The organism is Bradyrhizobium sp. WCU1 (genome assembly GCF_053474805.1).
Map to the genome: position 1 here is coordinate 2,731,374 of NZ_CM130280.1, position 21,043 is coordinate 2,752,416.

General features: G+C 64.1%; 17 protein-coding genes. 14 read left to right on the forward strand and 3 right to left on the reverse strand.

What is annotated here, in order from left to right; genetic code table 11:
• Nucleotides 1–8: 8 nt before the first annotated feature.
• Together pimA and ACTUWL_RS12675 are read right to left on the reverse strand one after the other, a co-directional pair.
• Entirely contained in the window at nt 9–1,679 is a 1,671-nt protein-coding gene (pimA, locus tag ACTUWL_RS12670; protein WP_021076971.1) for a dicarboxylate--CoA ligase PimA, read from the reverse strand.
• Between the two features lie 175 nt (nt 1,680–1,854).
• Nucleotides 1,855–3,951: a 3-hydroxyacyl-CoA dehydrogenase NAD-binding domain-containing protein gene (locus ACTUWL_RS12675; RefSeq protein WP_021076972.1), complete on the reverse strand. Its 2,097-nt coding sequence runs from the start codon at nt 3,949–3,951 to the stop codon at nt 1,855–1,857.
• Between the two features lie 180 nt (nt 3,952–4,131).
• Between ACTUWL_RS12675 and ACTUWL_RS12680 the strand changes: the two genes are divergently transcribed.
• The 11 genes from ACTUWL_RS12680 to ACTUWL_RS12730 all read left to right on the forward strand — a co-directional run bounded on the left by ACTUWL_RS12680 (nt 4,132) and on the right by ACTUWL_RS12730 (nt 16,696).
• The gene (locus ACTUWL_RS12680) at nt 4,132–4,998 is read left to right on the forward strand and encodes an IclR family transcriptional regulator (RefSeq protein WP_021076973.1); all 867 of its coding nucleotides are present in this window, start codon (nt 4,132–4,134) and stop codon (nt 4,996–4,998) included.
• A gap of 69 nt (nt 4,999–5,067) precedes the next feature.
• Nucleotides 5,068–5,865 carry an ABC transporter ATP-binding protein gene (locus ACTUWL_RS12685; RefSeq protein WP_021076974.1) on the forward strand — a complete coding sequence of 266 codons (798 nt, stop codon included), beginning with the start codon at nt 5,068–5,070 and terminating at the stop codon, nt 5,863–5,865.
• The gene (locus ACTUWL_RS12690; protein ID WP_021076975.1) at nt 5,862–6,575 is read left to right on the forward strand and encodes an ABC transporter ATP-binding protein; all 714 of its coding nucleotides are present in this window, start codon (nt 5,862–5,864) and stop codon (nt 6,573–6,575) included. The genes ACTUWL_RS12685 and ACTUWL_RS12690 overlap by 4 nt, the downstream gene beginning before the upstream one ends.
• A gap of 13 nt (nt 6,576–6,588) precedes the next feature.
• On the forward strand, nt 6,589–7,467 hold the full coding sequence (locus ACTUWL_RS12695; RefSeq protein ID WP_021076976.1) for a branched-chain amino acid ABC transporter permease: 879 nt from the start codon (nt 6,589–6,591) through the stop codon (nt 7,465–7,467).
• A 2-nt stretch (nt 7,468–7,469) separates the two neighbouring features.
• Nucleotides 7,470–8,486 (forward strand): branched-chain amino acid ABC transporter permease, encoded by a 1,017-nt coding sequence (locus ACTUWL_RS12700; protein WP_021076977.1) that lies wholly within the window; start codon nt 7,470–7,472, stop codon nt 8,484–8,486.
• A gap of 29 nt (nt 8,487–8,515) precedes the next feature.
• Complete coding sequence (locus ACTUWL_RS12705; RefSeq protein WP_106940443.1) at nt 8,516–9,745, forward strand: ABC transporter substrate-binding protein; 1,230 nt, start codon at nt 8,516–8,518, stop codon at nt 9,743–9,745.
• 118 nt (nt 9,746–9,863) lie between these two features.
• Nucleotides 9,864–11,090, forward strand: a complete 1,227-nt coding sequence (locus tag ACTUWL_RS12710; protein WP_021082493.1) for an ABC transporter substrate-binding protein — start codon at nt 9,864–9,866, stop codon at nt 11,088–11,090.
• A gap of 228 nt (nt 11,091–11,318) precedes the next feature.
• A complete protein-coding gene (locus ACTUWL_RS12715; RefSeq protein ID WP_021082492.1) occupies nt 11,319–12,545 on the forward strand; it encodes an ABC transporter substrate-binding protein in 1,227 nt (408 codons plus the stop codon).
• A 158-nt stretch (nt 12,546–12,703) separates the two neighbouring features.
• Nucleotides 12,704–13,930 carry an ABC transporter substrate-binding protein gene (locus ACTUWL_RS12720; RefSeq protein ID WP_106940444.1) on the forward strand — a complete coding sequence of 409 codons (1,227 nt, stop codon included), beginning with the start codon at nt 12,704–12,706 and terminating at the stop codon, nt 13,928–13,930.
• Nucleotides 13,931–14,202: 272 nt separating this feature from the next.
• Nucleotides 14,203–15,390 (forward strand): ABC transporter substrate-binding protein, encoded by a 1,188-nt coding sequence (locus ACTUWL_RS12725; RefSeq protein ID WP_373011656.1) that lies wholly within the window; start codon nt 14,203–14,205, stop codon nt 15,388–15,390.
• Between the two features lie 22 nt (nt 15,391–15,412).
• The gene (locus tag ACTUWL_RS12730; RefSeq protein ID WP_021081428.1) at nt 15,413–16,696 is read left to right on the forward strand and encodes a glycerate kinase type-2 family protein; all 1,284 of its coding nucleotides are present in this window, start codon (nt 15,413–15,415) and stop codon (nt 16,694–16,696) included.
• 115 nt (nt 16,697–16,811) lie between these two features.
• On the opposite strand, the gene ACTUWL_RS12735 is transcribed toward ACTUWL_RS12730, so the two are convergent.
• On the reverse strand, nt 16,812–17,330 hold the full coding sequence (locus ACTUWL_RS12735) for a MarR family winged helix-turn-helix transcriptional regulator (RefSeq protein ID WP_021081427.1): 519 nt from the start codon (nt 17,328–17,330) through the stop codon (nt 16,812–16,814).
• Between the two features lie 178 nt (nt 17,331–17,508).
• Here ACTUWL_RS12735 and ACTUWL_RS12740 point away from each other — a divergent pair, with 178 nt between their 5' ends.
• The 3 genes from ACTUWL_RS12740 to ACTUWL_RS12750 are packed head-to-tail and all read left to right on the forward strand — an operon-like array spanning nt 17,509 to nt 21,040.
• Nucleotides 17,509–18,549: a branched-chain amino acid ABC transporter permease gene (locus tag ACTUWL_RS12740; protein ID WP_021081426.1), complete on the forward strand. Its 1,041-nt coding sequence runs from the start codon at nt 17,509–17,511 to the stop codon at nt 18,547–18,549.
• 5 nt (nt 18,550–18,554) lie between these two features.
• Nucleotides 18,555–20,324: a branched-chain amino acid ABC transporter ATP-binding protein/permease gene (locus ACTUWL_RS12745; RefSeq protein WP_021081425.1), complete on the forward strand. Its 1,770-nt coding sequence runs from the start codon at nt 18,555–18,557 to the stop codon at nt 20,322–20,324.
• Nucleotides 20,321–21,040, forward strand: a complete 720-nt coding sequence (locus ACTUWL_RS12750) for an ABC transporter ATP-binding protein (protein ID WP_021081424.1) — start codon at nt 20,321–20,323, stop codon at nt 21,038–21,040. Before ACTUWL_RS12745 ends, ACTUWL_RS12750 begins: the two co-directional genes overlap by 4 nt.
• Nucleotides 21,041–21,043 lie beyond the last annotated feature (3 nt).

Genomic DNA, 21,043 nt, shown 5'->3' on the forward strand with positions numbered 1-21,043 from the left:
GATCCTCCTTATTGAACGACTGATTTGGCTTGCGATGTCTTGGGCTGTTGCTGGCGCAATTCGTGACGCGACAGTTTTCCAACCGGGGTGCGCGGCAGTTCGGCGACGAATTCGACCGCCGCCGGCAATTCGTGCTTGCCCAACTTGCCGGTGAGGAAGGCGCGCAACTCGTCGATCGTGAACGCTTTCTCGCCGTCGCGCAGCTTGATGAAGGCTTTGGCCGCTTCGCCGCGGTAATCGTCGGGAATGCCGATCACGATCACCTCCTGCACGGCAGGATGGGTGTAGATCGCCTGCTCGATCATCTGCGGATAGACGTTGAAGCCGCCGGAGATGATCATGTCCTTCTTGCGGTCGACCAGATAGAAATAGCCGTCGGCGTCCATGTAGCCGATGTCGCCGGTGAGGAAGCGGTCGCCGACGAAAGCCTCCGCGGTCTCCGCTGGCCTGTTCCAGTAGCCCTTGGTGACGTTCGGGCCGCGGATGCGGATTTCGCCGACCTCGCCGACCGGCATCACCTTCGTGGAATCCTCCAGCGACACCACGTCCATCTCGATGCCGGGCAGCATCAGCCCGATCGAGCCCGGCTTCTCCGGTCCTTCCTTGGGATGGCCGGTGCCGGGCGAGCAGGTCTCGGTCATGCCCCAGCCGCTCTTCAGCTTCATGCCGACGCGGCGCTCGAATATCTTGGCGACCTCGACCGGCAGCGGCGCGCCGCCGGAGCCCGCGACCACCAGCGAGGAGAGATCGCGCTTGTCGAGATCAGGCAGCGAGGCGATCGCGATCCACATCGTCGGCACGCCGGGAAACACCGTCGCGCGCTTGACCTCGATGTCCCGCATCACGGCCTCGACGTCGAAGCGCTGATGCAGCGAGATCAGATGGCCGCGCCGGATCACTGACAGCAGCACGACGGTCAGCGCATAGATGTGAAACAGCGGCAGCACGCAGATCACGCGCTCAATCGCATTGCGTTCGAGCCGCCCGGGCCTGCCCCAGACGTCGTAGATCGACACCGCCGCGGTGAGATTGCCGTGGCTGAGCATGGCGCCCTTCGGCAGGCCGGTGGTGCCGCCGGTATATTGCAGCAGCGCGACGTCCTCGACATCGACCGCGGGCCATTGCGACGGCTTGGTCACGCCCTCGATGAACTGGCGGTGCGTGATGATCTTGGGATTGTCGGGCAGCGCGGTCTGCTGTGTGCCGACCTTGCCCCAATTGTCGTCCTCGCAGACGATCAGACGATCGAGCAGGCCTTTGTCGAGAAACTTCAGCGCGGTCGGCAACAGCGCCGAGAGATTGCTGGTAACCAGCACGCGCGCACCGGAATCGGAGAGCTTGTGCGACAGCGCGATCTCGCCGTCGAGCGGCGACAGATGCACGATTCGGGCGCCGGCCTTCAGCGCGCCGAAGAAATTGATCGGATGATCGGGCGAATTGCCGAGGAACAGCGCGACCGAGGTGCCCTTGCCGTAGCCGGCCCGCAAGAAGGCGGCGGCGGCGGTCTCGACCAGGGACTCAAGTTCGCTATAGCTGATCTGCCGGTCGCGGAATTCGAGCACCGGGCGCACACCGAACTCGGCGGCAGCGTTGGAGAGCAGGTCGGGCAGCGTGCCGCGCGTGATCTCGTCGCTCCACTTCACGCCAGAAGGATAATATTGTTCGCCGGGATAGGTCATGAAAGGTCTTGCATCTGTGAGGTGACCCCGCTGCGCGGGCTCCCCTCCCCCTTGCGGGGAGGGGTTGGGGGAAGGGGTACCACACGGGCAGTCCCGACGCGGCTACCCCTCTCCCTAACCCTCCCCCGCAAGGGGGGAGGGAACCCTACCAGCGAGTCCTTGGCCAGAAAGCGGATCACGCCGCCTTCGACGCGGCGGCGAGCGAGGCGAAGGTCTTGCCTTCGTCCGCAAGCTTCCTGAGCAGCGGCGCCGGCTCGAGCGAGGGATCGTTGGTCTCCTTGGCATAGAACGCCAGGCGATCGGCGATGTGCTTGAGGCCGACGCTGTCGGCCCAAAACATCGGGCCGCCGCGATAGATCGGCCAGCCATAGCCATAGAGCCAGACCACGTCGATGTCGGACGGACGCGCCGCGATGCCTTCGGCGAGGATCTTCGCGCCCTCGTTGATCATCGGGTACATCATCCGTTCGAGGATCTCGTCGTCGGTGACGACGCGCTTCTTGCGGCCGAGGCGCGCCAGCGTCTCGTCGATCAGCTTCTCGACCTCCGGATCGGGCAGCGCCGCGCGCGAGCCCGGCTCGTACTTGTAGTAGCCCTTGCCGGTCTTCTGGCCGAACCGGCCGGCCTCGCACAGCGCGTCGGCAATCTCCGACTTGATGCCGCGATCCTTGCGCGAGCGCCAGCCGATATCGAGGCCGGCGAGATCGCCCATCGCGAACGGGCCCATCGGCATGCCGAACTTGGTGACGACGGCGTCGACCTGCTGCGGCAGCGCGCCTTCGAACAACAGCTTCTCGGACTGCTTGCCGCGCTGCGCCAGCATGCGGTTGCCGACGAAGCCGTCGCAGACGCCGACCACGGCCGGCACCTTGGCGATCTTGCGGGCGATCGACACCGCGGTCACCAGCGCGTCCGGCGCGGTCTTGTCGGCGCGGACGATCTCGCACAGCTTCATGACGTTGGCCGGCGAGAAGAAGTGCATGCCGAGCACGTCCTGCGGCCGCTTGGTCGACTGCGCGATCTCGTCGATGTTGAGATAGGAGGTGTTGGAGGCCAGCACCGCGCCCGGCTTGGCGTACTGATCGAGCTTGCCGAACACTTCCTTCTTGACCGCCATGGTCTCGAACACGGCCTCGATCACGAGGTCGGCGTCGCCGACGTTCTCGATGCCGACGACACCGTTGATCAGCGCCATGCGCTTGGCGGGCGCATCCGCCGGGATGCCGCCACGCGCGGCGGTCGCCTCGTAGTTCTTCTGCATGATGCCCATGCCGCGCTTGAGCTGCTCCTCGCCGGTCTCGATCAGGGTGACCGGGATGCCGGCATTGGCGAACGACATCGCGATGCCGCCACCCATGGTGCCGGCGCCGAGGATGGCGACGCGCGCCACGTTGCGGCCCTTGGTGCCTTCGGGGACACCGGAGATCTTGGCGGCTTCGCGCTCGGCGAAGAACGCGTAGCGCTGCGCCTTGGACTGCTCGCCGTTCATCAGCTTGAGGAAGCCCTCGCGCTCCTTCTTCAGACCTTCCTCGAACGGCAGGTCGATCGCGGCGCCCACGGCGTCGGCAGCGGCGAACGGCGCCTCGAGGCCGCGCGACTTCTTGGTCAACGCAGCGACCGCATTGGTGAAGATCGAGCGGTCGGCCTTGGCCGCGGCAAGCTTGGAGTCGTCATCGCGCAGCTTGCGCAGCGGACGCTTCTCGGCGACCACCTTGCGCGCAAATGCCTCACCACCCGAGGCCGGACCTTCCACGATCTCCTCGATCAGGCCGGCCTTGAGCGCCGCATCGGCGCTGATCGGATCGCCGCCGACGATCATCTTGACCGCAAGCTCCGGGCCGACCGCGCGCGGCAGGCGCTGGGTGCCGCCGGCGCCCGGCAGCAGGCCGAGCTTCACCTCGGGCAGGCCGAGCTTGGCGTCCTTGGTGGCGACGCGATAGTGGCAGGCCAGCGCGACCTCGAGGCCGCCGCCGAGCGCGGTGCCGTGGATCGCGGCAACGATCGGCTTCGGCGAGCTTTCCATCAGGCTCAGCACTTCGGCGAGGCCGGGCGGCTTCGGCGGCTTGCCGAATTCGGTGATGTCGGCGCCGGCGATGAAGGTACGGCCGCCGCAGGTCAGCACGATGCCCTGGACCTGCGCGTCATCGATCGCAGCCTTGACGCAATCGAAGATGCCACCGCGCACCGCGGCGCTGAGCGCATTCACCGGCGGACTGTTAACCGTGACGACGGCAATATTGTCATGACGTTCGAGCTTGACGACTTCACTCACCGGGACTCTCCCTGGATGCTTGTTCTTGAACTTGCGTTGAGTAGCTGAACGACTTGCGTCGAGCCGCTGCGATTAGACCAATTTCGCACTGCGAAATTTAATTCCACATCTTGACACGGAGGGTTATTTTGAAGCACGAGCCTTGTCAACGAGCATGACAAGGGCAGGACAAGGATCGGCATGAAGCGCGCCAGCAAGAAAGCAGCGACCGATCGCAATTTCGTCGTCGCGCTTTCCCGCGGACTGGACGTCCTGCGCGCATTTCAACCCAATGACGGCCTGCTCGGCAATCAGGAGATTGCTGCCCGCACCAAGTTACCGAAGCCAACCATCTCCCGGCTGACCTACACGCTGACCAAGCTGGGATACCTTACACCTGTACCGAAATTCGAGAAGTATCAGCTCGCGCCGTCGGCGATGGCGCTCGGCTACGCCGCGCTCGCCAATCTCGGCGTTCGGCATTTGTCCGAACCCTATCGAGAAGAAGTGATGCGCGCGACCGGCGGCGCCGTCGCCGTCGGCGGCCGCGACCGTCACAGCATGATCTATTTCGGCCAGAGCCGAAACGGCCTGGCGCTCGGCGTGCAACTCGACGTCGGCTCGCGGGTGCCGATCGCAACCACCGCGATGGGACGTGCCTATATTTGGGCATTGCCACCCGACGATCGTGCGGCATTATTGCGCGAGCTGCGGGATCACTATGGCAGCCGCTGGGCCAAGATGCGTGACGGCATCGAGCGTTCCGGCGAGACGGTGGCGAAGCACGGCTTCACCATGTCGACCGGCGACTGGCAGAACGACGTCGCCGCGGTCGGCGTTGCATTGAGATTGAACGACGGAACCGGTCCTTACGCCTTCAATTGCGGCGCGCCGGCATTCCGCTTCACGGAAGACAGATTGCTCAACGACATTGGACCTCGTCTTGTCGCGATGGTAAGGAACATCGAGCAGGCGCTCGGTGGAATGGCGCCGCAATCCAAAAAAGAAGAACGCAAAAAGACCAGAGTAGGAGGGAAAGTTGCACGTTTGGCCGAGGGGATCAGATAGCCTCCATCACGTCCAGCGAAACGCATCGCAGGACCGCTCGCACCGCTCGAAGACGGCGGGCGAGACGAGATGACGCAGGCACAGCTCGCGCAGGGGAATGATCCCTTGCTCGCGGTTCGCGACGTCAGCGTCGTGTTCGGCGGCATCATCGCACTGAATGGCGTGTCGTTCGACATGCGCCATGGGCAGATCCTCGGACTGATCGGGCCGAACGGCGCCGGCAAGACGACGCTGTTCAATTGCCTGTCGCGGCTCTATCAGCCGTCGTCCGGCGACATCCTGATGGAAGGCAAGAGCATCCTGTCGCGGCCGCCGCACCGGATCGCCGAGATCGGCATCGGCCGCACCTTCCAGAACGTCGCGCTGTTTCCCAACCTATCCGTGATCGACAATGTGCGCGTCGGCGCGCATGCGCGCACCTCGAGCGACATCGTCAGCGACTCGCTGCGCCTTGCCTGGGTCCGCCGCGGCGAGAACGACATGAACAAGAAGGTGCACGACATCCTGGGCTATCTCGATCTCGAGAGCGTCGCCCACACCGTGGTCTCGGGACTGCCGTTCGGCACCCAGAAGCGCGTCGAACTGGCGCGCGCTTTGGCCGCAGACCCCAAGATCCTGCTGCTCGACGAGCCGGCCGGCGGCCTCAATCACGAGGAAGTCTACGTGCTCGGCGATCTGATCCGCAAAATCCGCGATGACCGTAAAATTACGGTGTTGCTGGTCGAGCATCACATGGGTCTCGTGATGTCGATCGCCGACCACGTCGTCGCGCTCAATTTCGGCCGCAAGCTGGCCGAAGGCACGCCGGCCCAGGTCCAGGCCGACCCCGACGTCATCAAGGCCTATCTGGGGAGCAAGGACCAATGACCACGATGCTCAACGTCAAGGACCTGCGCGCCTATTACGGCCAGGTCCAGGCCCTGCACGGCCTCAGCTTCTCGCTCAACGAGGGTTCGCTGACCACGCTGCTCGGCGCCAACGGCGCCGGCAAGACCACCACGCTGCGGGCGATCTGCAACATGGTGCGCTCGACCGGCGCGATCGAATTCGAGGGCAAGCCGATCGGCACTCGTTCCACTGAAAACGTGGTCCGCCTCGGCATCGCCCATGTGCCGCAGGGCCGCGGCACCTTCACCAACATGACGGTGGAGGAGAATTTGCAGTTAGGGGCCATCAGCCGCTCCGACACCAAGGCGATCGGCTCCGACATCGAGCGGATGTACGAGCACTTCCCGGTGCTGAAGCAGCGCTACACCCAGCAGGCCGGCACGCTGTCCGGCGGCGAGCAGCAGATGCTCGCGGTGGCGCGCGCGCTGATGCTGCGGCCGCGCCTGATGCTGCTCGACGAGCCGTCGTTCGGCCTCGCACCGCTGATCGTGCGCGACCTGTTCCGCATCCTCGGCAAGATCAATCGAGAAGAGAAGGTGACCATCCTGGTGGTCGAGCAGAACGCGCAGCTCGCGCTCGAGCTCGCCGACCAGGCCTATGTGATCGAAACCGGACGGATCGTGATGTCGGGCAATGCCAAGGACATCGCGAACAACGAAGACGTCCGCAAATCCTATCTCGGCTACTGAGGGAGCTGGCTCAATGGAGCTTTTTGCCAACCAGGTCCTGGCCGGCATCGCCACCGGCGCGATCTATGCATGCATGGCGCTTGCGGTCGTGATGATCTACCAGGCCATCGACCATCTGAATTTCGCCCAGGGCGAAATGGCGATGTTCTCGACCTTCGTGTCCTGGCAGCTGATGCAATGGGGCGTGCCCTACTGGGGCGCCTTCGTACTCACGGTCGCCTTTTCATTCGCCGCCGGCATCGTCATCGAGCGGCTGCTGTTCAAGCCGCTGGCGAAGGCGCCGATCCTGACCAACGTCGCCGGGTTCATCGCGCTGTATGCGATCATCAACTCGGTCGCCGGCCTGATCTGGGACTTCACCATCAAGCAATATCCGACGCCGTTCGGCTCCTCGCCGTTCCTCGGCAGCCAGCTGATCTCGACCCACCAGGCCGGCATGATCGGCATCACGCTGTTGATGCTGCTCCTGCTGTTCTTCTTCTTCCGCTTCACCCGGGTCGGCCTTGCAATGCGCGCCGCCGCCTCGCTGCCTGAATCGGCCCGCCTCGTCGGCATCAACACCTCGTGGATGATCGCGCTCGGCTGGGGCATGGCGTCCGCGATCGGCTCGATCGCCGGCATGATGATCGCCCCGGTGGTGTTCCTCGAGCCGAACATGATGCTCGGCGTGCTGATCTACGGCTTTGCCGCAGCCGTGCTCGGCGGCCTGACCTCGCCATTCGGCGCCGTGATGGGCGGCTTCCTGGTCGGCATCTTCGAGAACCTGGTCGGCACCTATATCCCCGGTGTCGGCAATGAGCTGAAACTTCCGATCGCGCTTGCGCTGATCATCGTCGTCCTGGTCGTGAAACCGGCAGGCCTGTTCGGCCGCGCCATCGTCAAGCGAGTTTGATCATGAGCGCCGCTGAAGAAATCGTCACAGAAGCCCCCGCCGTCGAGGCCGTGCCCAAGCGTGCCATGACGCTCGGCTATGGCACCTCGCTCGCCGTGCTCGCCGCGCTGATCATCATTCCGCTGTTCGTGAAGAACTTCATCATCTTCCAGATGACGATGCTTCTGATCTACGCGCTGGCGGTGATGGCGCTCAACATCCTGACCGGCGGCAGCGGCCAGTTCTCGCTCGGCCAGAGCGCGTTCTACGCCGTTGGCGCCTATACCTCGGCGATCCTGATGGAGCATGCGGGCATGAACTATGCCCTCACGCTGCCGATCGCCGGCATCGTCTGCTTCGGCTTCGGCTTCCTGTTCGGCCAGCCGGCGCTACGGCTTTCCGGCGTCTACCTGGCGCTTGCGACCTTCGCGCTCGCGACCGCGATGCCGCAGCTGCTCAAGCTCGGCTATTTCGAGCACTGGACCGGCGGCGTGCAGGGCCTCGTGGTGACCAAGCCGGACGCGCCGTTCGGCCTGCCGATGTCGCAGGACATGTGGCTCTACTACTTCACTCTGGTGGTCTCGATCGCGATCTATGTCGCCTCGGTGAACCTGCTGCGCTCGCGCTCGGGCCGCGCCTTCATGGCGATCCGCGACAACGAGATCGCGGCCTCCGCAATGGGCGTCGACGTCGCGCTGTACAAGACGCTGGCATTCGGCGTCTCGGCCGGCATCACCGGCGTCGCCGGCGGTCTCGGCGCCATCGCGGTGCAGTTCGTGGCGCCGGACGGCTACACCATCCAGCTCGCGATCTCGCTGTTCCTCGGCATGGTGGTCGGCGGCGTCGGCTGGCTGCCCGGCTCGATCGTCGGCTCCGCCTTCATCATCTTCGTGCCCAACATCGCCGAAGGCATTTCCAAGGGCCTCTCCGGCGCGGTGTTCGGCGTGCTGCTGTTCCTCGTCATCTTCCTCGTGCCGCACGGCGCCAGGCAGGTTGCGATCGTTGCCCAGCAACTGGCCGCAAAGCTCAAGAAGAACTAAGAATCTTTAGAACCAAACCAGGAGACATTATGCTTTCTACCGTTCGGATCGCCGCGATTTCCGCGGCGATCACGGCTGTCGCCGTGACGTCCACCGCCGCATTCGCCCAGAAGAAATACGACACCGGCGCAAGCGATACCGAGATCAAGATCGGCAACATCATCCCCTATTCGGGACCGGCCTCCGCCTACGGCGTGATCGGCAAGACCGAAGAAGCCTATTTCAAGATGATCAACGACCGCGGCGGCATCAACGGCCGCAAGGTCAATTTCGTCAGCTATGACGACGCCTATTCGCCGCCCAAGGCGGTCGAGCAGGTGCGCAAGCTGGTCGAGAGCGACGAGGTGCTGCTGGTGTTCAATCCGCTCGGCACGCCGTCCAACACCGCGATCCAGAAGTACCTGAACTCCAAGAAGATCCCGCAGCTGTTCGTCGCCACCGGCGCCACCAAGTGGAACGACCCGAAGAACTTCCCGTGGACCATGGGCTGGCAGCCTAGCTACCAGAGCGAAGCGCAGATCTACGCCAAGTGGCTGATGAAGGAGAAGCCCGACGCCAAGGTCGCGATCCTCTATCAGAACGACGATTTCGGCAAAGACTACCTCAAGGGCACCAAAGACGGCTTTGGCGCCAAGGGCGCCACGAGCATCATCATGGAGGAGAGCTACGAGATCTCCGAGCCGTCGATCGACAGCCACATCGTCAAGATCAAGGCCGCCAATCCGGACGTGCTGCTGATCTACACGACGCCGAAATTCGGCGCGCAGACCATCAAGAAGACCGCCGAGCTCGGCTGGAAGCCGCTGCAGATCATCACCAACGTGTCGGCCTCGGTCGGCAGCGTGATGCAGCCGGCCGGCTTCGACAACGCCCAGGGCGTGCTGTCGGCGGCCTATGCCAAGGACGGTGCCGATCCGCAATGGGCCAACGATCCGAACATGAAGAAGTGGGCCGAGTTTCTCGACAAATACATGCCGGGCGCCGACAAGACCGACGGCGGCTACGTCTACGGCTACGGCGCCGCGCAGACGCTCGCCAAGGTGCTCGAAATGTGCGGCGACGATCTGACCCGCGCCAACGTCATGAAGCAGGCCGCCAGCCTGAAAGACTTCACGCCCGACACCCTGCTGCCCGGCGTCAAGATCAACACCTCGGCCACCGACTTCGCCCCGATCGCCCAGCTGCAGATGCAGCGCTTCAAGGGGCAGAAGTGGGAACTGTTCGGCGAGATTATTTCCGGCGACGTTCCCTCCGAGTGACGTTGCACTGCGGGAATAAACAACGGGCCTCCGCGATATCAGTCGCGGGGGCTTTTTGTTGACGCCCTGCTCCGATGGTATTGAATACCGCAAACCAAGAACCCGAGGTGGGGAAACCATGACTGCCGCACGTCCGTCCCTGACGGCGCTGTTGTCCGCATTCGCTCTGATCCTGACGAGCTGCAATGTCGCGCTGGCGCAGAAGGCCTACGACACCGGAGCCAGCGACACCGAGATCAGGATCGGCAACACCGTGCCCTACAGCGGTCCGGCCTCGGCCTATGGGGTGATCGGCAGGACCGAGGCGGCCTACTTCAAGATGATCAACCAGGCCGGCGGCATCCGCGGCCGCAAGATCACGTTCATCTCCTATGACGACGGCTACTCGCCGGCCAAGACCGTGGAGCAAGCCCGCAAGCTGATCGAGGACGACGAGGTGCTGCTGGTGTTCGGCTCGGTCGGCACCGCGAGCAACGCCGCGGTTCGAAAGTATATGAACGAGAAGCAGGTGCCGCAGCTGTTCATCGCCTCCGGCGCCTCCAAGTGGAATGACCCCAAGAACTATCCATGGACCATGGGCTGGCAGCCGTCCTACCAGGACGAGGCGCGGGTCTACGCAAAGTACATCATGAAGCACAAGCCTGATGCCAAGGTTGCCGTGCTCTACCAGAATGACGATTTCGGCAAAGACTACCTCAAGGGCCTGAAGGACGCTTTCGGCGGCAAGGCCTCGATGATCGTCGCCGAGGAAGCTTACGAAACTTCCGAACCCACGATCGACAATCATATCGTCAAGCTGAAGGCCGCCGGCGCCGATACGTTCGTCAGCGTCACGTCACCGAAATTCGCGGCGCAGGCGATCAAGAAGGCTGCCGAAATCGCGTGGACGCCGTTGCAGATCGTGGCCAACGTCTCCGCTTCGGTCGGCGGCGTGATGCAGCCGGCCGGCTTCGAGAACTCGCAGGGCATCCTGTCGGCGTCCTATCTCAAGGACGGCGCCGATCCGCAATGGGACAAGGATCCCGGCATGGAGAAATTCCTCGCCTTCCTCAAGAAGGACTATCCCGAGGCCAACAAGCTCGACGGCGCCACCTCCTACGGTTACGCCGCGGCACAGACCATGGTGAAGGTGCTGGAGATGTGCGGCGACGATCTGACCCGCGCCAATGTCATGAAGCAGGCCGCCAGCATGAAGGACTACGTGCCCGACACGGTGCTGCCGGGCATCAGCATCAACACCTCCGCCACCGACTTCGCGCCGATCAAGCAATTGCGCTTGATGCGATTCAAGGGCGAGAAGTGGGAGCTGTTCGGCGACATCATTTCGAGCAATCTGAGCAACTGATCGTCGCACTCAACTCAACGACGTTTGGTGAACTCACCGCAATCTCTGCGGCGCACCCGGGAAGAAGTCAGCTCCCGATATTGTCGACTAAAGATGCAGCTTCCGCGGCCTCGCCGCGGGGGCTTGTCATTGAGACACCCCCGGTAAGATGATAGTTTCCACCGACAATAACGAGCCCTCGAAACAGAGGGCCGCGACACATCATCTGCTATCAGGGAGAGAACCCGCATGTCTGCAACACGACATCTGGCGGCATTCGCCGTTGCGTTCGCGCTCGTCTCCGCATCCGGCAGCACGGCGCTTGCCCAGAAGAACTACGACACCGGCGCCACCGACACCGAAATCAAGATCGGCAACATCATGCCCTATAGCGGAGCAGCTTCCGCCTATGGCGTGATCGGCAAGACCGAGGACGCCTATTTCCGCAAGATCAATGCCGAGGGCGGCATCAACGGCCGCAAGATCACCTTCATCAGCTACGACGACGCCTACACGCCGCCGAAGACCGTCGAGCAGGCGCGCAAGCTGGTCGAGAGCGACGAGGTGCTGATGATCTTCAATTCGCTCGGCACGCCGCCGAACTCGGCGATCCAGAAATACATGAACCAGAAGAAGGTGCCGCAACTGTTCGTCGCCACCGGCGCCACCAAATGGAACGACCCGAAGGAATATCCCTGGACGATGGGCTGGCAACCCAACTATCAGAGCGAGTCGATCATCTATGCGAAGTACATTCTGAAGAACAAGCCGGACGCCAGGATCGCGGTGCTCTACCAGAACGACGATTACGGCAAGGACTATCTGAAGGGATTCAAGGACGGGCTCGGCGCCAAGGCGGCGTCGATGATCGTCGCCGAGGACAGCTATGAGGTGACGGAGCCGACCATCGATTCCCACATCGTCAGGCTCAAGGCCTCCGGCGCCGACGTGTTCTTCAACATCACGACGCCGAAATTCGCGGCGCAGGCGATCAAGAAGAACGCCGAGCTCGACTGGCATCCGCTGCACTTCCTCAACAACGTCTCGTCATCGATCGGCAGCGTGATCAAGCCGGCGGGCTTCGAGGCCGCCCAGGGCATCGTCTCGTCGCAATACCTCAAGGATCCGACCGATCCGCAGTGGAAGACCGACAAGGGAATGATCGCCTGGAACCAATTCCTGGATAAGTACTATCCCGAAGCAAACCGCGCCGACGCGTCCGTGATGTACGCCTACACCGTCGCGCAGGGCCTCGAGCACGTGCTGCGGGCGTGCGGCGACAATCTGACGCGCCAGAACATCATGAAGCAGGCCGCCAACCTGCGTGACCTCGAGCTCGACGGCTTATTGCCGGGTATCAAGGTCAACACCTCGGCAACCGACTTCGCGCCGCTTTCGCAACTGCAACTGATGCGCTTCAAGGGCGAGACCTGGGATCGCTTTGGTGAAATTTTGAGCGGCGATGTCGGCGGTTGACCCGCAATTGTCGACTAAAGACGCGGCCCCTGCGACGTTGTCGCGGGGGCTTTTCATTGAGACCAGCCGGGTATGGTGGTAATTTCACCTGATAACAACAGAGCTCTCGAAACAGGGGGCCGCGACACATTCGTCTGACAACAGGGAGAGAGACATCGATGTCCGCTACCACAAGATTTGCGGTCCTTGGGGCCGCGCTCGCGCTCGTCGCGACATCCGGCAGCGCTGCGCTGGCCCAGAAGAAATACGACACCGGCGCCAGCGATACCGAGATCAAGATCGGCAACATCATGCCCTACAGCGGACCCGCCTCCGCCTATGGCATCATCGGCCGCACCGAGGCCGCCTACTTCAAGAAGATCAACGACGCCGGCGGCATCAACGGCCGCAAGATCAACTTCATCTCCTATGACGACGCCTACTCGCCGCCGAAGGCCGTGGAGCAGGCCCGAAAGCTGGTCGAAAGCGACGAGGTGCTGCTGATCTTCAACTCGCTCGGCACGCCGTCGAACTCGGCAATCCAGAAATACATGAACTCCAAGAAGGTGCCGCAGCTGTTCGTCGCCACCGGCGCCACCAAGTGGAACGATCCGAAGGACTTCCCCTGGACCATGGGCTGGCAGCCCAACTACCAGAGCGAGACCCAGATCTACGCCAAGTACATCCTGAAGAACATGCCGAACGCCAAGATCGCGGTGCTTTACCAGAACGACGATTACGGCAAGGACTATCTGAAGGGTCTGAAGGACGGGCTCGGCCAGAAGGCCGCCAGCATGATCGTTGCCGAGGAGAGCTTTGAGACCTCCCAGCCGACCATCGACAGCAACATCGTCAAGCTGAAAGCCAGCAACGCCGACGTATTCATCGACATCGCGACGCCGAAATTCGCGGCGCAGGCGATCAAGAAGGTCGCCGAGATCGGCTGGAAGCCGACCCACTTCCTCAACAACGTGTCGGCCTCGGTCGGCAGCGTGATCAAGCCGGCCGGCTTCGAGAACGCGCAGGACATCATCTCCGCCGCCTATCTGAAGGACGCTTCCGACAAGCAATGGGACAATGATCCCGGCATGAAGGAATTCTACGCCTTCATGGCCAAGGACTTCCCCGAGGGCGACAAGCTCGACGGCGGCACCGTGGTCGGCTTCGGCGTGGCGCAGACCCTGGTCCAGGTGCTCAAGCAGTGCGGCGACAATCTGACGCGCGAGAACATCATGAAGCAGGCCGCGAGCCTGCAGGACTTCCGCACCGAAGTGCTGCTGCCCGGTATCAAGATCAATACCGCCGCGAATGATTTCGCCCCGATCAGCCAGTTGCAGCTGATGAAGTTCAAGGGCGACAAATGGGAACTGTTCGGCGAGGTCATCAGCGCCGACGTCGGCGGCTGAGAACTTTCCCGCATCGTGAAAAATCTGCCCCCTGCGACCCGATCGCAGGGGTTTTTCTTTGCCTTTCGTTTGCTATCGCTCTATCCGGAAAACCGAAGGACACGGGCCGTTTACACTTCAGCGGACGATACGCTATTCAACCAAATCTCATCGTGCTCTAGGTACGGCAGAGCCAACAAGAAGCCGAGCGCCTCCCGCCGGGCGCGCAAGAACAGGAGATCCGCAAATTGTCCACGCCCGTCCTTCACCGTGCCGCAACCGCCGTTTTCGGCCTGGCCCTGCTCGCGACAAGCGGCAGCGCCGCCCTGGCGCAGAAGAAATACGACACCGGAGCGAGCGATACCGAGATCAAGATCGGCAACATCGTGCCCTATAGCGGCCCGGCATCGGCCTATGGCGTGGTCGGCAAGGCGATGACGGCGGTGTTCAAGAAGGTCAACGACGACGGCGGCATCAACGGCCGCAAGATCAACTTCATCTCCTATGACGACGCCTATTCGCCGCCGAAGGCCGTCGAGCAGGCCCGCAAGCTGGTCGAGAGCGACGAGGTGCTGTTCCTGTTCGGCACGCTCGGCACCGCCTCCAACACCGCGATCCAGAAATATCTCAACGCCAAGAAGGTGCCGCAGCTGTTCGTCGCCACCGGCGCCACCAAGTGGAACGATCCGAAGACCTTCCCTTGGACCATGGGCTGGCTGCCGAGCTACCAGAGCGAGTCGCGGATCTACGCGAAATATCTGCTCAAGGAGAAACCCGCCGCCAAGGTCGCGGTGCTCTACCAGAACGACGACATGGGCAAGGACTACCTCAAGGGCCTGGAAGACGGCTTCGCCAGCGATCCCGCGCGGATCGTCGCCAAGGAGAGCTACGAGGTCGCCGAGCCGACCATCGATTCCCACGTGGTGCGGCTGAAATCCTCCAGTCCGGATGTCATCATCTTCTTCACCACGCCGAAATTCGGCGCCCAGGCGATCAAGAAGCTCGGCGAGATGAACTGGAAGCCGGTGACGATCGTCTCCAACGTCTCGGCCTCCACCGCGACGGTGATGCGTCCGGCCGGGCTCGACAATGCGCAGGGCGTCATCTCGGCGGCCTACGCCAAGGACGCCAGCGATCCGCAGTGGAAAGACGACGCCGGCATGAAGGCGTTCGACGAACTGCTCGCCAAATATTTGCCCGACACCAATCGCGCCGATGCCTCGGCGATGACCGGCTACAACATGGCGACCACGATGGTCGAGGTGCTGCGCCGCTGCGGGGACGACCTCACCCGCGCCAATGTGATGAAGCAGGCGGCGAGCCTGAAGCAGTTTCCGCAAGGCGGCCTGCTGCCCGGCGTGACGCTGTCGACCGGGCCCAACGACTTCCAGCCGATCGAGCAATTGCAGCTGATGCAGTTCAAGGGCGAGCGCTGGCAGTTGTTCGGCGACGTCATCAGCGGCGAAATTGGCGGCAACTGATCCGTCTCACAAAGGCATAGCCATGACCGACCGTCGTCCCTTCCTGCGTTCGATCTTCGATGCCGCAGTGGCGGCTGCACATCCCGATGTCGTGCTGGCGTCGCGGCTGCGGCCGGCGCCGAAAGGCCGCGTGATCTGCCTTGCCGCAGGCAAGGGCGCCGGCGCCATGGCCGCCGCGGCGGAACGGCACTATCTCGACACGCTCGGCCTCGAACCGTCGCGGCTGGTCGGCATCGCCACCACCCGCCACGGCCATGGCGTGCCGACCCGCCGCATCAAGGTGGTCGAGGCCGGCCACCCGGTGCCCGATGAAGCCGGCCTGCGCGCGGCCGACGATACGCTGCGGCTGGCGGCGGAAGCCACACCCGACGATCTGCTGCTGGTGCTCTTGACCGGCGGTGGCTCGGCGAACTGGATCGCGCCGGTCGCGGGGGTGAGCTTTGCCCAGAAGCAGCAGGTCAACCGCGCGCTGCTGCGCTCCGGCGCGCCGATCGGCGAGATGAACATCGTCCGCAAGCATCTGTCGCGGATCAAGGGCGGACGGCTGGCGCGCGCCGGCCAGCGCGCCGCCGAGATCGTCACGCTGGCGATTTCGGACGTGCCGCATGACGACCCCTCCGCGATCGCCTCGGGGCCGACAGTGCCGGATCCGACCACGCTGGCGGATGCCCGCGCGCTGGTCGCCAAATACAATCTCTCCGTCGATGACGCGGTGCGCCGCGCGCTCGACGATCCCAGCAACGAGAGCTGCAAGCCCGGCGATCCCGCCTTTGCGCGGGCGACGTTCGAATTGCTGGCGAAGCCGAAGGCCTCGATCGACGCCGCGGTGAAGGTCGCGCAGGACGCCGGCTACGAGACCATCGCGCTCGGCGCCGATCTCGAAGGCGAGGCCCGCGAGGTCGCGGCCGAACATGCGAGGCTTGCATTGAAGGCGCGCAGCGAGGGCAAGCGCGTTGCGATCGTCTCCGGCGGCGAGCTCACGGTGACCGTGCGCGGCAACGGCCGCGGCGGACCCAACCAGGAATATGCGCTGGCGCTCGCCGGCCTGCTCAAGGACACGCCCGGCATCGCGGCGCTCGCCGCCGACACCGACGGCGCCGACGGCGGCGCCGGCAGCGCGACCGACCCGGCCGGGGCCGTGATCGACCAGGTGACGTTTGCGAAGATGAAAGCGATCGGCCTCGATCCCAAGACCTATCTCGAGAACAACGACGCCACCGGCTTCTTCGCGCAGACCGGCGATTTGCTGCTGACCGGGCCGACGCTGACCAACGTCAACGATGTGCGCGTGATCCTGGTGGATTAGTTCACCGTCATTCCGGGGCAGCCCGAAGGGCTGAGCCCGGAATCCATTCAGCCACGACGCCTGCGGCGCAATGGATTCCGGGCTCTCGCTTCGCGAGCCCCGGAATGACGAGACCTCAAAACTCCTGCGCCAGCTTCGCCAGCATCTCCAGCAGCGCGGCGTGGTTGGCCGGGCCAAGCACCTCGATCAGCCGCGCCTCGTGCTTGTTGCCGACCAGCTTCTTGGCGCGCGCCAGCACCGCGCGGCCCTTGTCGGTCAGGACCAGGATGTGGGAGCGGCGGTCGTTGGTCGAGCGCATCCGCGCGCAAAGGTCGCGGCTCTCCAGCGCGTCGAGCATCGCGACGAAATTCGGCCTGAGGATGCCGAGCGTGTTGGCGATCTCGGTCTGGTTGCGGCCCGGATTCTTGTCGAGCAGCAGCAGCACCGAGAACTGCGCCGGCGTCAGCTGCAGCGGCGCGACGCAGCGCAGGAAGTCCTCGAACACCTTGAGCTGCGCGCGTTTGAGCGAATAGCCGAGCAACCCGGACAGTTCGCCCAGTTGCAGCATGCTGTCGTCCCCGGCAGGATCGACCGGTTCCCGGCGCAGGGCGCGCGACGAACGGACGGCATCGGAGGCGGTCTTTGAAACAGTCATCGCTCCAGGCTCGCAATCCCGGTACAAAACCCCGCGGGACGCTCGGGGACCTTGAGATTATATCTAATAATTGTTATCCGCTATATCTAATATCGGCGGCTATCAACAGCCGATATCGGCCGACCGGACCGGCACAGCCGGCTGCGGCGGCCCGACGCTTGAGGGGGAGCGCTCGGCCTTGAACACGACGATCATGCTGTTCCTGCTGCAGGACGGCATCACCAATGGCGCGATCTACGCACTGCTGGGGCTCGCCCTGGTGCTGGTGTTCGCGGTGACGCGGGTGATCCTGATCCCGCAGGGCGAATTCGTCACCTATGGCGCGCTGAGCTACGCCATGCTGGCGACCGGCCAGGTGCCCGGCACCGCGCGCCTTGCGGTCGCGATGGGCTTGGTCGCTTTTGCCCTCGACCTGTTCTTCGCCCGCAGGGCGCTGCATGCGCGGCTGGTGATCCGCTCGGTCGCGCTCAACATCGCCTTTCCCATGGCGCTGCTCGGCCTCGTCTATGCGCTGGTCGGTCCGCACACGCCGATCGCCGTCAACATCGCGCTGGCGCTGCTGATCGTGGCGGCGATCGGGCTGTTCCTCTACCGCATCGCGTTCCAGCCGATCGCGCACACCTCGGTGCTGGTGCTGCTGATCGCCTCGGTCGGCTGCCACCTGGCGCTGCAAGGCCTGGGCCTCGTGTTCTTCGGCGCCGAAGGCCTGCGCGGCCCGGCGCTGTCGAATGCCGCGGTGACCGCGGGTCCGCTGCGCTTCACCGGACAAAGCCTTGCGGTCTATGGCCTGACGGTCGGCTTCATCATCGCGCTGTGGCTGTTCTTCGGCTACACCAAGACCGGCAAGGCGCTGCGCGCCACCGCGGTCAATCGCCTCGGCGCCCGCCTGGTCGGCATCCGCACCACGCTGTCGGGCCAGATCGCATTCCTGCTCGCTTCCGTCATCGGCGCGATCTCCGGCATCCTGATCGTGCCGATCACCACGCTCTATTACGACACCGGCTTCCTGATCGGCCTGAAGGGCTTCATCGCCGCCATCATCGGCGGCCTGGTCAGCTATCCCCTCACGGCGGTCGCGGCCATCGTGGTCGGCATCGTCGAGGCCTTCTCGTCGTTCTACGCCAGCAACTTCAAGGAAGTCATCGTGTTCACGCTGATCCTTCCCGTCCTGGTGCTGCGCTCGCTCGCGGCGCCCCAGGTCGAAGAAGAGAAGGATTGAGCGCGATGGCGCAGCGGCTGCCTCTCATCATCTTCGCGCTCGTGCTGGCGGTGATCCCGCTGCTGCCGGGCATCCCGCCGTTCTGGATCGTGCTGCTCGACAATATCGGCCTCGCCTCGCTGGTCGCGATGGGGCTGGTGCTGCTCACCGGCGTCGGCGGTCTCACCTCGTTCGGACAGGCCGCGTTCTGCGGCTTCGGCGCCTACACCACGGCGGTGCTGACCACCGCCTACGGCGTCTCGCCGTGGCTGACGCTGCCCGCCTCGCTTGTGGTCAGCGGCATCGCCGCGGTGCTGCTCGGCCTCGTCACGGTGCGGCTGTCAGGCCATTATCTGCCGCTCGGCACCATCGCCTGGGGCATCGGCCTGTTCTATCTGTTCAGCAAACTCGAATTCCTCGGCCGCAACGACGGCATCTCCGGCATTCCACCGCTCTCGATCGGCGCGTTCAAGATGCTGAGCCCGGATACGATCTACTACGCGATCTGGATCGCGGTGCTGCTCGCCGCGCTGCTCACCATGAACCTGTTGGACTCCCGCACCGGGCGCGCCATCCGCGCGTTGCGGCGCGGCCATGTCGCGGCCGAAGCGTTCGGCGTGCAGACGCCGCGCGCCAAGCTGCTGGTGTTCATCTATGCCGCTGTTCTGGCCGGCCTGTCCGGCTGGCTCTATGCGCATTTCCAACGCGCCGCCAACCCGACGCCGTTCGGCGCACAGGCCGGCATCGAGTATCTGTTCATCGCCGTGGTCGGCGGCGCCGGTTACGTCTGGGGCGGCGTGCTCGGCGCCGCCATCGTCGTGATCCTGAAGGAGGTGCTGCAGAGTTACCTGCCCTACATCTTCGGCGGCCAGAGCCAGCTCGAGACCATCGTGTTCGGCATCATGCTCGTGCTCCTGTTGCAACTGGCGCCGCAGGGCGTTTGGCCCTGGCTCATGTCGAAGCTGCCGTTCAAGCCGGGACGCAAGACGCCGGATACTTCAGTTAAATTGGAGCATCGTGAGCGCGCGCCCGGAACGTCCCCGGTGCTGCTGCATATCGATAAAGCACGCAAGCAGTTCGGCGGCGTGCTCGCGGTGAACGACGTCTCGTTCGACGTCAACGCCCGCGAGATCGTCGCGCTGATCGGCCCCAACGGCGCCGGCAAGAGCACGACCTTCAACCTGATCACCGGCGTGCTGACCGCGACCAGTGGCAAGATCGCCGTGCTCGGCAACGAAGTCGCGAACGCGCCGCCACAGGAAGTGGTCAAGCTCGGCGTCGCACGCACCTTCCAGCACGTCAAGCTGGTGCCCGACATGACCGTGCTGGAGAACGTCGCGATCGGCGCGCATCTGCGCGGCAATTCCGGCGCGATCTCCAGCATGCTGCGGCTCGATCGCGCTGACGAGGCGAAACTGCTGGCGGAAGCCGCACGGCAGATCGCGCGCGTCGGGCTGTCCGACCAGATCGATCAGCTCGCGGGTTCGCTGTCGCTCGGCCAGCAGCGCATCGTCGAGATCGCGCGTGCGCTGTGCGTCGATCCGATGCTGCTGCTGCTCGACGAGCCGGCCGCCGGACTGCGCCACATGGAGAAGCAGCGGCTGGCCGCGCTGCTCCGGCAGTTGCGCGACGGCGGCATGTCGGTGCTGCTGGTCGAGCACGACATGGGTTTCGTGATGGATCTCGCCGACCGCATCGTGGTGCTCGATTTCGGCACCAAGATCGCCGAGGGCACGCCGGCCACGATCAAGCGCAATCCCGACGTGATCAAGGCCTATCTCGGAGCCGCCGCATGACCGCGCTGCTGTCGGTCACCGACGTCCACATTTCCTACGGCAAGGTCGAGGCGGTGCGCGGCGTCTCGCTCGAGGTCGCGGGCAACGAGATCGTCACCATCATCGGCGCCAACGGCGCCGGCAAGACCACGCTGCTCAACGCCATCATGGGCGTGCTGCCGCTGAGGGGCCGCACCACCTTCGCCGGCGTCGACATGGCGCCGCTGGATATCGAGGACCGCGTCGCAACCGGCCTGAGCCTCGTGCCGGAGCATCGCGAATTGTTCGGCACCATGAATGTCGAGGACAATCTGGAGCTCGGCGCGTTCCGGATCGCGAAGGGCGTCGCTGCCACCTCGCTGGAGCGGGTCTACACGCTGTTTCCGCGGCTCAAGGAACGCCGCAAGCAACTTGCCGGCACGCTATCCGGCGGCGAGCAGCAGATGCTCGCGATGGGCCGTGCGCTGATGGGCGCGCCGAAACTCCTGATGTTGGACGAGCCGAGCCTCGGCCTCGCCCCGATCATCGTCGCCGACATCTTCCGCATCGTCGGCGAGCTCCGCGCAGCCGGCGTCTCCGTGCTCTTGGTCGAGCAGAACGCCCAGGCCGCGCTGCAGATCGCCGACCGCGCCTATGTGATGGAGCTCGGCGAGTTCGTGCTGTCAGGCTCCGCAAAGGACATCGCCGCCAACAAGGGCGTCGCCGCGAGCTATCTCGGCTTCCAGCACGAAGGCTAAAGC

Coding starts and splice junctions, on each gene's coding strand:
- pimA (WP_021076971.1), bottom strand. CDS start 1,679: ATGACCTATCCCGGCGAACAATATTATCCTTCTGGCGTGAAGTGGAGC.
- ACTUWL_RS12680 (WP_021076973.1), top strand. CDS start 4,132: ATGAAGCGCGCCAGCAAGAAAGCAGCGACCGATCGCAATTTCGTCGTC.
- ACTUWL_RS12685 (WP_021076974.1), top strand. CDS start 5,068: ATGACGCAGGCACAGCTCGCGCAGGGGAATGATCCCTTGCTCGCGGTT.
- ACTUWL_RS12690 (WP_021076975.1), top strand. CDS start 5,862: ATGACCACGATGCTCAACGTCAAGGACCTGCGCGCCTATTACGGCCAG.
- ACTUWL_RS12695 (WP_021076976.1), top strand. CDS start 6,589: ATGGAGCTTTTTGCCAACCAGGTCCTGGCCGGCATCGCCACCGGCGCG.
- ACTUWL_RS12700 (WP_021076977.1), top strand. CDS start 7,470: ATGAGCGCCGCTGAAGAAATCGTCACAGAAGCCCCCGCCGTCGAGGCC.
- ACTUWL_RS12705 (WP_106940443.1), top strand. CDS start 8,516: ATGCTTTCTACCGTTCGGATCGCCGCGATTTCCGCGGCGATCACGGCT.
- ACTUWL_RS12710 (WP_021082493.1), top strand. CDS start 9,864: ATGACTGCCGCACGTCCGTCCCTGACGGCGCTGTTGTCCGCATTCGCT.
- ACTUWL_RS12715 (WP_021082492.1), top strand. CDS start 11,319: ATGTCTGCAACACGACATCTGGCGGCATTCGCCGTTGCGTTCGCGCTC.
- ACTUWL_RS12720 (WP_106940444.1), top strand. CDS start 12,704: ATGTCCGCTACCACAAGATTTGCGGTCCTTGGGGCCGCGCTCGCGCTC.
- ACTUWL_RS12730 (WP_021081428.1), top strand. CDS start 15,413: ATGACCGACCGTCGTCCCTTCCTGCGTTCGATCTTCGATGCCGCAGTG.
- ACTUWL_RS12735 (WP_021081427.1), bottom strand. CDS start 17,330: ATGACTGTTTCAAAGACCGCCTCCGATGCCGTCCGTTCGTCGCGCGCC.
- ACTUWL_RS12745 (WP_021081425.1), top strand. CDS start 18,555: ATGGCGCAGCGGCTGCCTCTCATCATCTTCGCGCTCGTGCTGGCGGTG.
- ACTUWL_RS12750 (WP_021081424.1), top strand. CDS start 20,321: ATGACCGCGCTGCTGTCGGTCACCGACGTCCACATTTCCTACGGCAAG.